The organism is Rathayibacter rubneri, from assembly GCF_023743255.1.
In the GTDB taxonomy this organism is placed as follows: domain Bacteria; phylum Actinomycetota; class Actinomycetes; order Actinomycetales; family Microbacteriaceae; genus Rathayibacter; species Rathayibacter rubneri.
The window spans coordinates 49,592-60,690 of sequence record NZ_JAMRYM010000010.1; the positions used below are offsets into that span (position 1 = coordinate 49,592).

The window sequence follows — 11,099 nt, forward strand, 5'->3', positions numbered from 1 at the left end:
TGATCCGCGTGCCAGCGGATCGCGCTAGGCGGAACGCACCACGCTCTGCGGAACGCCCCCACCCGTGGGAGCCGACCGCGGTGCGCCGCCCCACGGCGCACACGACACAGCCGAACGCGTGATCCGCGTGCCAGCGGATCGCGCTAGGCGGAACGTAAGACGCTCTGGATAACGCGACCACCCCGGAAAGCCGACCGCGGTGCGCCGCCCCGCGGCGCACACGACGGCGGAGCCGAACGCGCGATCCGCGTGCCAGCGGATCGCGCTAGGCGGAACCCGGGACGCTCTGCGGTACGCGGCCACCCCGGAGAGCCGACCGCGGTGCGCCGCTCCGCGGCGCACACATCAGCTCAGCCGCCCCACGGAGGCCAGCGCGGCGCGCACGAGGGCGCCGCGGCCGCCCTCCATCTCGGCCGAGACGGCCTCGGAGCAGGCCTCGTCGGGGGTCATCCAGGTGAGCTCGAGAGCGTCCTGGCGGGGCTCGCACGTTCCTGTGACGGGGACGACGTAGGCGAGGGACACCGCGTGCTGGCGCTCGTCCGTGAAGGGTCCCATGCCCGGCATCGGGAAGTACTCGGCGACGTGGAAGGGCAGCGGGCTCGCGGGCAGCAGCGGGAACGCCATCGGCCCGAGGTCCTTCTCGAGGTGGCGGAAGAGAGCGTCCCGGAGCGTCTCGCCGTACATCACGCGGCCCGAGACGATCGTGCGGGTGATCTGGCCCGACGCCGTGGCGCGCAGCAGCACGCCCACCTCCGTGACCTGGCCGAGTCCGTCGACGCGCACCGGCACCGCCTCGACGTACAGCAGCGGGAGTCGACGGCGGATCTCGGCGAGTTCGTCGTCGGACAGCCACCCGGAGTTGGGGTCAGGGGTACGCACGCTCATGGAGCCATTCTTACCCCTCCTTCATGTCGGTCCGGTTTCGTCCGGGGTGCGGCGGCGGCAGCGGCGATGATGGAGCCATGGGAATCGACGCGAACGCGGTGCTGTGGTCCTCCTCCGAGAAGGACCGGGCGGACCGCCCGCTGCTGGTGCTCCTGCACGGCTACGGCTCGCACGAGGGGGACCTGTTCTCGCTCGGCGTGTACCTGCCGCTGGAGCCGGTGCTCGCCTCCCTCCGGGCCCCGATCGCCCTGGACGCGCGGGCGAACGCGTGGTGGCCGCTGCGCGTGCCGCTGGATCCGGAGCGCCTGACGACCGATCCCGCAGCGGTCGAGCGCGCCGTGGAGGACGTGCTCGACTGGCTCGACGCCCTGCAGCACCCCGGTCCCGTCGGGCTTCTCGGCTTCTCGCAGGGGGCGGCGCTGGCCGTGCAGCTTCTGCGGCGTGCTCCCGGTCGCTTCGCGTTCGCGGTGGCCCTCTCGGGCTTCGTCGTGCCCCTGGCCGAGGGCGATGAGGCGGACGAGCGGCTCGCGCGGGAGCGTCCACTCGTCTTCCGCGGGCGCGGGACGCTCGACTCGGTCATCCCGCCGAGCGCCGTGGCGGAGGGCGACGCCTGGTTCCCGGCGCACGCCGACCTCGACTCCCGCGTCTACGAGGGGGTGGCCCACGGAGTGAGCCAGGCCGAGATCGCGGACGTGAGCTCCTTCATCCGCCGCGCCTTCGCCTGAGGCCGCCGACCGCCGCCGCCGCCGCGTCAAGGGTTTGCCCGCGGCGGACGCGACCGTCAGTGTCGGTGGTGGCAGGGAGGATGGAATCATGCCCACCGAACCCGGCGGCAGCGCTCTCGAGCGCTTCTCCCCCGCCACCCGAGCCTGGTTCCAGGGCGCCTTCCCGGCGCCCACGGCGGCGCAGGAGGGCGCGTGGTCGGCGATCTCCTCCGGATCCCACGCGCTCGTGGTGGCTCCCACCGGCTCGGGCAAGACGCTGTCGGCCTTCCTCTGGGCCATCGACCGCCTCGTGCAGGGTCCGCCGCCGGAGGATCCGCAGCACCGCACCCGCGTGCTCTACGTCTCGCCGCTGAAGGCGCTGGGCGTCGATGTCGAGCGGAACCTCCGCTCGCCGCTCGTCGGCGTGACCCAGACGGCGCTCCGCCTGAGCGCCGAGGGCGTCGGAGTGGCTCCGTCGACCGTCACCGTCGGCGTCCGCTCCGGAGACACTCCCGCGGCCGAGCGCCGCGTGCTGCAGAAGACCCCGCCCGACATCCTCATCACGACGCCCGAGTCGCTCTACCTGATGCTCACCTCGGCCGCGCGGGAGTCGCTCCGTGGAGTCGAGACCGTCATCGTCGACGAGGTCCACGCGGTCGCGTCGACCAAGCGCGGGGCGCACCTCGCGGTCTCGCTCGAGCGCCTCGACGCCCTGCTGACGGAACCGGTGCAGCGCATCGGCCTGTCGGCGACGGTGCGGCCCCGCGAGGAGGTGGCCCGGTTCCTGGCCGGCCGCTCGCCCGTCTCGATCGTCGCTCCCGTCTCCGAGAAGCAGTGGGACCTCACCGTCGTCGTCCCGGTCGAGGACATGTCCGAGCTCGGCGCCGCCGCGCCCCAGGAGGGCTCGACGATGGGCGCGACCGGTCCGCAGAGCGGATCGATCTGGCCCCACGTCGAGGAGTCGATCGTCGACCGCGTGCTCGCGCACACCTCCTCCATCGTCTTCGCCAACTCGCGCCGGCTCGCCGAGCGGCTGACCGCCCGGCTCAACGAGATCTACTCGGAGCGCCGCGAGGCCGACCTCGAGCGCGCCCGGTCGACCGCCGAGCCGGTCGCGGTCGGCGCGCTCGTCGACGACGCGATCGGATCGATGGCCACGGGCGCCTCCCGGCGCGCTCCGGCCGAGCTGATGGGCGGCGCCGGCGGCACGAGCGGCACCGGGCAGTCGGCGCCCGACGACGAGCCCCTGCTGGCCCGGGCGCACCACGGCTCCGTCAGCAAGGAGCAGCGCGCGATCATCGAGGACGACCTCAAGTCCGGCAGGCTGCGCTGCGTGGTCGCCACCTCGAGCCTCGAGCTCGGCATCGACATGGGCGCCGTCGACCTCGTCGTGCAGGTCGAGACCCCGCCGTCGGTCGCCAGCGCCCTGCAGCGGGTCGGCCGCGCGGGCCACCAGGTCGGCGAGGTCTCGCGCGGCGCGTTCTACCCCAAGCACCGGGCCGACCTGCTGCACTCGGCCGTCACGACCGAGCGGATGCGCTCCGGACTGATCGAGGCGATCCAGGTCCCGGCGAATCCGCTCGACATCCTCGCCCAGCAGACCGTCGCCGCCACGGCGCTCGAGTCCCTCGACGTCGACGACTGGTTCGACACCGTCCGGCGCAGCGCCCCGTTCGTCTCGCTCCCGCGGTCGGCCTACGAGGCGACCCTCGATCTGCTGTCCGGGCGCTATCCCTCCGACCAGTTCGCGGAGCTGCGTCCCCGCCTCGTCTGGGACCGCGACGCCAACACCCTCACGGGCCGCCCCGGAGCGCAGCGCCTCGCCGTCACGAGCGGCGGCACGATCCCCGACCGCGGTCTCTTCGGCGTCTTCATGGTCGGCGAGCCCGGCTCCACCGGCAACCGCGTCGGCGAGCTCGACGAGGAGATGGTCTACGAGTCTCGGGTCGGCGACGTCTTCGCGCTGGGCGCGACGAGCTGGCGCATCCAGGAGATCACCTACGACCGCGTGATCGTCACGCCCGCGTTCGGCGAACCCGGTCGCCTGCCCTTCTGGAAGGGCGACTCGCAGGGCAGGCCCGCCGAGCTCGGCGAGGCGATCGGCGCGTTCACCCGAGAACTCGGCGGAGCGGCCGTCGATCCGGCCCGGGCGCGCTGCGCCGAGGCCGGTCTCGACGAGTACGCGACGAACAACCTGCTCTCGTTCCTCGACGAGCAGCGCATCGCCACCGGCCAGATCCCCGACGACCGCACCCTCGTGCTCGAGCGCTTCCGCGACGAGCTGGGCGACTGGCGGCTCGTCCTGCACTCGCCGTACGGCATGCAGGTGCATTCGCCGTGGGCGCTCGCCATCGGAGCCCGGGTGCGCGAGCGGCACGGCGTCGACGGCGCGGCGATGGCCGGCGACGACGGCATCGTCGTGCGCATCCCCGACACCGAGTCCGAGCCCCCGGGCGCCGAGCTCTTCCTCTTCGAGCGCGAGGAGCTCGAGTCGCTCGTCACCAGCGAGGTGGGCGGCTCGGCGCTCTTCGCGGCCCGGTTCCGCGAGTGCGCGGCCCGGGCGCTGCTCCTGCCCCGCTACAACCCCGGCAAGCGCTCACCGCTCTGGCAGCAGCGCCAGCGCGCGGCACAGCTGCTCGACGTCGCGCGGACATACCCGACCTTCCCGATCATCCTCGAGACGGTGCGCGAGTGCCTGCAGGACGTCTACGACCTGCCCGCACTCCTGCGGCTCGCCGCTAGGCTCGACGGCCGCGAGCTGCGGATCCTCGAGGTCGAGACGCCGACCGCGAGCCCCTTCGCGCGATCGATGCTGTTCGGCTACGTCGCCGCGTTCATGTACGAGGGCGACAGCCCGCTCGCCGAGCGCAGGGCCGCGGCGCTCTCGGTCGACGCGGCCCTGCTGGGCGAGCTGCTCGGCCGCGCCGAGCTGCGCGAGCTGCTCGACCCCGTCGTGCTCGCGCAGATCGAGCGCGAGCTGCAGCGCGTCGAGCCCGAGCGCCGCCTGCGCGGACTCGAGGGAGCAGCCGACCTCCTCCGCCTGCTCGGCCCGCTGACCATGGACGAGCTGGGCGAGCGCCTCGTCGACGAGTCGGTCGCCTCGGCCGACGTCGCGGCCGCTCCCCCGATCGCGCGCGCGACGCTCGAGGCGGTCGTGGCTCAGCTCGTGAAGGCGAAGCGCGTTTTGCCCGTCGGCTTCGGCGGCGAGCAGCGCTACGCGGCGATGGAGGACGCGGCGCGACTGCGCGACGCCCTGGGCACACCGCTGCCCATCGGCGTGCCCGTGGCGTTCATCGATCCGGTGCGCGATCCGCTCGGCGACCTCGTCGCCCGCTACGCCCGCACCCACGGTCCCTTCACGGCTGCGGCGGTCGCCACGCGGCTCGGGCTCGGCGTCGCGGTCGTCACCGACACGCTCCGCCGCCTCTCCGGCGAGCGGCGGGTCACCGAGGGCGAGTTCCGCCCGAACGGCACGGGCAGCGAGTGGTGTGACGCCGAGGTCCTGCGCCGGCTCCGGAGCCGCTCCCTCGCCGCGCTCCGCAAGGAGGTCGAGCCGGTCGACGGGGCCGCCTACGGCCGCTTCCTGCCCACCTGGCAGCACGTCGGCGGCTCGCTGCGTGGCATCGACGGGGTCGCCTCCGTCATCGACCAGCTCGCCGGAGCGCCCATCCCGGCCTCCGCGTGGGAGACGCTGATCCTCCCGTCCCGGGTCCGCGACTACTCCCCCGCGATGCTCGACGAGCTCACGGCCACCGGCGAGGTGCTCTGGGCCGGAGCGGGGACGCTGCCCGGCAACGACGGCTGGGTGAGCCTGCACCTGGCCGAGACGGCCGGTCTCACCCTGCCGGTGCCGGGAGAGACGCTGCCGCTGGGCGAGCTGCAGCAGGAGATCGTGGGCGTGCTCGGCTCGGGCGGCGGCTACTTCTTCCGCCAGCTCTCCGACGCCGTCGGCTCCACCGACGACTCCGCCCTCGTCGACGCCCTGTGGGAGCTCGTGTGGGCGGGGCTGCTCACCAACGACACCCTCGCGCCGCTGCGCACCCTCGTCGGCACGAGCGGAGGCGCCCACCGGCAGCCGCGCGCGCCCGCCCGCGCCCGCGCACCCCGCGGCCGCATGATGACGCGACCGACGATGCAGACGCGCGTCGGTCCTCCCACCGCCGGCGGCCGCTGGTCGATCGTGCCGCTCGCCGAGTCCGACCCCACCATCCGCGGGCACGCCCTCGGCGAGGTGCTCCTCGAGCGCTACGGCATCGTCACCCGCGGCTCCGTGCAGGCCGAGGGGGTGCTCGGCGGCTTCGCGCTGGCCTACAAGGTCCTCAGCGGCTTCGAGCAGCAGGGCCGCGCCCGCCGCGGCTACTTCATCGAGAAGCTCGGAGCCGCGCAGTTCGGCACCGCCGGCAGCGTCGACCGCCTGCGCACCTTCGCCCCGCAGGACGACGCTCTCGATCGTCCGCGCCCCGTGCTCGCCCTGGCCGCCACCGACCCCGCCAACCCGTTCGGCGCGGCCCTGCCGTGGCCGCAGGGTGAGGGCCACCGGCCGGGCCGCAAGGCGGGCGCGCTCGTGGCGATCGTCGACGGGGAGCTGGCCGTCTACCTCGAGCGCGGCGGCAAGACCGCGCTCACCTTCACGTCGGATGAGACCGCTCTCGCGGACGCGGCCGGGGCGTTCGCGCAGCTGGTCCGCTCCCGCGGCGTCGAGAAGCTGACGGTCGAGAAGATCGACGGCGACTTCTCGCTCGGCACGCCGCTGGGCGATGCGCTCGTCGCCGCCGGCTTCGTCGCCAACCCCCGCGGTCTCCGGATGCGCGCGTGAGCCCCGGAGGGAGCCCCCGTGCCCGAGGGTGACACCGTCTACCGATCCGCGCACAATCTCGCCGAGGCGCTCGACGGCCAGGTCCTGACGACGTGCGACGTCCGCGTGCCGAAGTACGCGACCGTCGATCTCACCGGCGAGACCATCGACTCCGTCGTGCCCCGCGGCAAGCACCTGCTGATGCGCGTCGGCGACGCGCTGATCCACTCGCACCTCAAGATGGAGGGCAGCTGGCACCTCTACCCGCTCGGCGGCGAGCGGCCCAAGTGGCACCGGCCCGCGTTCCAGGCGCGGATCGTGCTCGAGACACCCGAGTGGCAGGCCGTCGGCTTCGAGCTGGGACTGCTCGAGATCGTGCCCCTCGCCGCCGAGCAGGACGTCGTCGGCTACCTCGGTCCCGATCTCCTCGGCCCCGACTGGGATGCGGACGAGGCGCTGCGGCGGCTCTCCGCCGACCCGGAGCGGCCGATCGGCCTCGCCCTGCTCGACCAGCGGATCATGGCGGGCCTGGGCAACGTCTACCGGGCCGAGCTCTGCTTCCTCCGGGGAGTCCTGCCGACCCGTCCGGTCGGCGAGTCCGGCGATCTCGTGCGCACGATCGCCCTCGCCAAGAAGCTGATCACGGTCAACCGGGAGCGCATCGAGCGCACCACGACCGGCAACCTCCGGCCCGGGCAGCAGCTCTGGGTCTACGGCCGCGACCGCCGACCCTGCCGCCGCTGCGGCACGCCGATCCGCCAGGGCGAGCTCGGTGACAGCGAGTTGCAGCTGCGGGTCACCTACTGGTGCCCGCACTGCCAGAGCTGAGCAGGGCTGCTGAAGGAACCGGTAGAGGAGCAGGTGCTCGTCGCGCGCACCTCACCGACGAGAGGGGGCTTCGGGAAGCTCCTCGTCGAGATCGCCCAACCAGAGCACTCCGTTTCCGTCTGCACGAACGAAGTCGACCCCGTCGCCGAGGGGCTCGGAGATGCTCTCCTGAATCTCCACCGCTCCGAAACGGGCATCGATTCGTAAGTCGGCGTCGAAGAATCGGCGGAGGCGGAGGACGAGACCGGGCTGGAAGCTGCTGCGATAGATGACGGCGACGTGCGCCGGCCCGTCCACCCACGCGGCAACGATCTCCGGGGTTCGGGCATCCGGCCCGATGTCCCGCGCCACGAAGTCGAGGAACAGCGTCAGAACGTCCTGAGCCAAGTCTGTTTGGGGCAAGGTACCTCCTAGCAATGAGTTTTGCTCAATACTAACAGGAGGAGCACATGAGATAAAAGGTTTCGCGGACCACCGGCGTCGTACTCATCACCCTCGGGCTACTCGCCGGTGCGGCAGCACCGGCGGAAGCAGCCCAGCCGCCGGAGGGGTACCAGACCAGCCAGGTGTTGGCGACAGTGGAGAATCCTCGGTTGGGCAAGATCCCCTTGCGTCGTGGCTTCTGGGACGCCGATAGTCAGCGCGGCTTCGGAATGGATAAGGCATGGCACAAGCACGCACTGACCTCCCGGGCAGCCCAGAAGGTGCTCCTCGGCTCCACTAATAACGAGAAACAGTTGAATGGCAGCTTCGACCTTCGGACGTACGCCGGTAAGTACGACTGCAAAGACCAGTGGAACTGCACCCTGAGAGAACAGATGCTCGTTCACGCGATTTTCGACCCGACGGCCTATCCCAACTATTACGGCTGGCCGGTCAATGGCAAACTGGGCATGGTGACAGCCTATTGTGATAACAAAGGCATCGAGAAGTGTCCGCGATGGGTGACTCATGCCCTCACCAATCCCGGCACAACGAATCCCTATCGTCTCAGCGGCGAGAGCACCGAGAAGCCCGAGCCGACTCCCCTGCCTGCCGAATCTACCCAGCGATCGCGAGCGCACCCGGCTGTCCTCAAGTGGAGCTACAACGAGTTGCCGCGCACGATCACCCGGGAGTAGCGGCTCCATCACTCGTCGCTGAGGACAGCGGACCCGAACTTCCGTCCACCGATTCTCACCGTTCTCGGGTTCCGAAAGACTGTCGTCGAGTGCCCGCCCTGCCGAACCCGAGGGCGACGTTCCGCCTTCGAGGTCGGCAGGGACAGGCGAGAGACAGGGGAATGGTCGCGATTTCGGCCGGAGGCGGCACCGAGGGCGCTACGGGCCAGCACGCTCGCGGCGCCGTGCGAAGAAGCTGATCACGGTCAACCGCGAGCGCACCGAGCGCACCACGACCGGCAACCTCCGGCCCGGGCAGCAGCTCTGGGTCTACGGCCGCGACCGCCGACCCTGCCGCCGCTACGGCACGCCGATCCGCGAGGGCGAGCTCGGAGACAGCGAGCTGCAGCTGCGGGTCGCCTACTGGAGCCGCACTGCCGGAGCCGAGCGGGACGCCGAGGGAACCGGCGCTACTCCGCCTTCGCCGCCCGGGGCGCCGGCACGTGGGCGGTGTGCACGGTCAGCTCGAGCCGCTCGATCGACTCGACGCGCGGCGCGACCTGTCCGCCGTTCGCGACGATCCAGCTGCCGACCAGCAGCAGCTCGTCCTGGCCCGCGGTCAGCGGACCGCTGACGGCGAAGGTGCCCAGCGTCGGAGTCGAGAACGTCACGCGCACGGGATCGCCGTGCTGGAGCCCCTCGACCGAGCGCTCACCCGCCGACGCCTCGGACGCCGCGGCCAGCGCCAGGCTCTGCACCTCGGTGCCCGTTCCGAGGAACACGTCGGCGACCACCAGCTCTCCGCCGACCGCACGGCCGACCACGCCCTCGATGCCGTAGAGCCCGTAGCGGGGCGAGCGGATGAGCATCCGCACGTCGTCGCCGACGCCGATCTCGGCCAGCGCTCCCCGGATCGACTGCACGTCGCGACGGGCGGGAGCGGAGGCCAGGGCGTCGAGGATCTGCATCCGATCAGGGTAGCCCGCCGCGGCCGTGCGGCGAGGGCCCGGGAACGACGAAAGCCCTGCCGGAGCAGGGCTTTCGAGAGGTGCGGAGTCGGTGGGATTTGAACCCACGGAACCCAATAAAGGGTTCTCCACCTTAGCAGGGTGGTGCACTCGACCGGACTATGCGACGACTCCCGAGCGCCCGCTGGGCGAACGCACGACGACCATCATAACCGCACCCGGCGCACCGGGACGACACGGGCCCGCCGGGCGTCGGCGAGGGCGTCCGCTACTGCTCGTCGAGGGTGCGGCCGACCGTGCAGGTCTCCTGCTGCGCCGTCTGCCCCGAGACGTCGCTCGGGAGCGCCACGGCGGTCTCCTCCGGCACCGGCGCGGTGGTGGCGGGCGCGCCGGTCTCCTCGGGTGCGGGCTCCTGGGTCGCGGGCTCCTCGGAGGTCGACGGGACGGGAGTGGACCCGTCGGCCGACTCCGAGCCGCCGCCGGTCGTGCCGGTCAGCGCGATCGGCTGGTCGGCCTGCAGCGCGGCGGTCAGCGTGGCCGCCGCCTCCTCGCTCGGATAGACGCCGTTGCCGTCGATGAACGTGGGGTACTGCACGAAGACCACGTTGGCGAGGTCGACGTCCTTCACCGCGAGGCCGATCGAGACCATGGTGTTGACGTTCTCGAGCGAGGTCGAGAGCTGCATGTTCGACACCGCGGCCTTGGCGAGCCCGTAGAGCGCGACGGGGTTCGACAGGGTCGAGGCGCTCTTCACCTTGCGCACCAGCGACGAGAGGTAGACCTGCTGGCTCGAGATGCGGGTGAGGTCGCTGCCGTCGCCGACGCCGTGCCGCGTGCGGAGGAACGCCAGCGCCTCGGCGCCGACGAGGGTGTGGGTGCCGGCCGTCAGCGTGAGGCCGGTGTACACGTCCTCGAGGGGGGTCGCGACGCAGACGTCGACGCCTCCGACCGCGTTGGACATCTCGATGACGCCCTCGAACTGGATCAGCGCGGCGTAGGGGATCTCGAGACCCGTGAGCTGCTCCACCGTCTGCACTGTGCAGGCGAGACCGCCGAGCTCGAGCGACTGGTTGATCTTCTCCGAGCTCACCGGCTCGGTCACCGCTCCCGTGGCGGGATCGGTGCACGAGGGGATCGGCACGTACAGGTCGCGGGGGAAGCTGACGACCTCGACCGTCGAGTGGTCCTCCGAGATGTGCATCAGCATCGTGACGTCGTTGAGGTTCTCGGAGCGGTCGCCGAACGCTCCCGCCTCGGAGCCCTCCGCGCTGTCGCTGCCGGCGAGCAGGATGTTGACCCCGCCTTCGATCGCACCGATCTCGGGCACGGGGCTGCCGGACGAGCCTGCCTCGAGGTCGACCGACGGACGGGCGCTGCCGGCGATCATCGAGACCGCGATGGCGACGATGCAGACGGTACTGACGACTCCGACCCCGACGCACGCGGCGAGGATGCGACCGAGGTGGCGCAGTCCGCTCTGGGGGCGCAGGCGGCCGTGCCGGGCGGCGGTCCTGCGCGACGGGGCGGGTTCGCTCATCGGGTCGTTCTCCCTCTCCGTAGCGCGGCAGGAGCCGCTCCGTGCCGCTCACCGCCGATCGGCGCTCCAGGAGGAGCGTATCCCGCGGGGCGCTCGCGCCTCCGGCTCAGCCGAAGAACCCGACCGAGCAGGCCTGCTGATCGGCCCTCAGGCCGGTGACACCGTCCGGCAGGGCGACCTCGGCTCCGGCCGTGGGAGCCGGTGCGGCCGTGCCGGGAGTCGCCTCGGCGGTCGCGAGCGGCTCGGCGGGCGCGTCGAGGTCGGCGAGCTCCTGGAACACGC

At 72.1% G+C, this 11,099-nt stretch carries 8 protein-coding genes and 1 tRNA gene; 4 read left to right on the top strand and 5 right to left on the bottom strand.

The genetic code is table 11. The features are described 5' to 3' along the window. Positions 1 to 345 precede the first annotated feature (345 nt). Positions 346 to 885 (bottom strand): NUDIX hydrolase family protein, encoded by a 540-nt coding sequence (locus NB037_RS04785; RefSeq protein ID WP_251944155.1) that lies wholly within the window; start codon positions 883 to 885, stop codon positions 346 to 348. 77 nt (positions 886 to 962) lie between these two features. Between NB037_RS04785 and NB037_RS04790 the strand changes: the two genes are divergently transcribed. From NB037_RS04790 to NB037_RS04800, 3 genes are all read left to right on the top strand, one after another. Next, positions 963 to 1,610 carry an alpha/beta hydrolase gene (locus tag NB037_RS04790; protein ID WP_251944156.1) on the top strand — a complete coding sequence of 216 codons (648 nt, stop codon included), beginning with the start codon at positions 963 to 965 and terminating at the stop codon, positions 1,608 to 1,610. A gap of 88 nt (positions 1,611 to 1,698) precedes the next feature. Then, positions 1,699 to 6,405: an ATP-dependent helicase gene (locus NB037_RS04795; protein WP_251944157.1), complete on the top strand. Its 4,707-nt coding sequence runs from the start codon at positions 1,699 to 1,701 to the stop codon at positions 6,403 to 6,405. Positions 6,406 to 6,423: 18 nt separating this feature from the next. Further along, on the top strand, positions 6,424 to 7,212 hold the full coding sequence (locus NB037_RS04800; RefSeq protein ID WP_251944158.1) for a DNA-formamidopyrimidine glycosylase family protein: 789 nt from the start codon (positions 6,424 to 6,426) through the stop codon (positions 7,210 to 7,212). A 51-nt stretch (positions 7,213 to 7,263) separates the two neighbouring features. Here NB037_RS04800 and NB037_RS04805 read toward each other — a convergent pair whose 3' ends face one another. After that, entirely contained in the window at positions 7,264 to 7,614 is a 351-nt protein-coding gene (locus NB037_RS04805) for a hypothetical protein (protein ID WP_251944159.1), read from the bottom strand. Between the two features lie 191 nt (positions 7,615 to 7,805). On the opposite strand from NB037_RS04805, the gene NB037_RS04810 reads away from it, so the two are divergent. Continuing rightward, the gene (locus NB037_RS04810) at positions 7,806 to 8,333 is read left to right on the top strand and encodes a hypothetical protein (protein ID WP_251944160.1); all 528 of its coding nucleotides are present in this window, start codon (positions 7,806 to 7,808) and stop codon (positions 8,331 to 8,333) included. Positions 8,334 to 8,782: 449 nt separating this feature from the next. Here NB037_RS04810 and NB037_RS04815 read toward each other — a convergent pair whose 3' ends face one another. The 3 genes from NB037_RS04815 to NB037_RS04825 form a co-directional block, all read right to left on the bottom strand. Then, entirely contained in the window at positions 8,783 to 9,280 is a 498-nt protein-coding gene (locus NB037_RS04815; protein ID WP_251944161.1) for a hypothetical protein, read from the bottom strand. Between the two features lie 83 nt (positions 9,281 to 9,363). Continuing rightward, positions 9,364 to 9,454: transfer RNA gene (locus NB037_RS04820), tRNA-Ser, on the bottom strand. A 94-nt stretch (positions 9,455 to 9,548) separates the two neighbouring features. Continuing rightward, positions 9,549 to 10,817: an LCP family protein gene (locus tag NB037_RS04825; RefSeq protein WP_251944162.1), complete on the bottom strand. Its 1,269-nt coding sequence runs from the start codon at positions 10,815 to 10,817 to the stop codon at positions 9,549 to 9,551. Between the last annotated feature and the right edge of the window lie 282 nt (positions 10,818 to 11,099).

Bases quoted from the DNA above. Each gene is read 5' to 3' on its own strand.
- NB037_RS04785 (WP_251944155.1), bottom strand. From the start codon at position 885: ATGAGCGTGCGTACCCCTGACCCCAACTCCGGGTGGCTGTCCGACGAC.
- NB037_RS04790 (WP_251944156.1), top strand. From the start codon at position 963: ATGGGAATCGACGCGAACGCGGTGCTGTGGTCCTCCTCCGAGAAGGAC.
- NB037_RS04795 (WP_251944157.1), top strand. From the start codon at position 1,699: ATGCCCACCGAACCCGGCGGCAGCGCTCTCGAGCGCTTCTCCCCCGCC.
- NB037_RS04815 (WP_251944161.1), bottom strand. From the start codon at position 9,280: ATGCAGATCCTCGACGCCCTGGCCTCCGCTCCCGCCCGTCGCGACGTG.
- NB037_RS04825 (WP_251944162.1), bottom strand. From the start codon at position 10,817: ATGAGCGAACCCGCCCCGTCGCGCAGGACCGCCGCCCGGCACGGCCGC.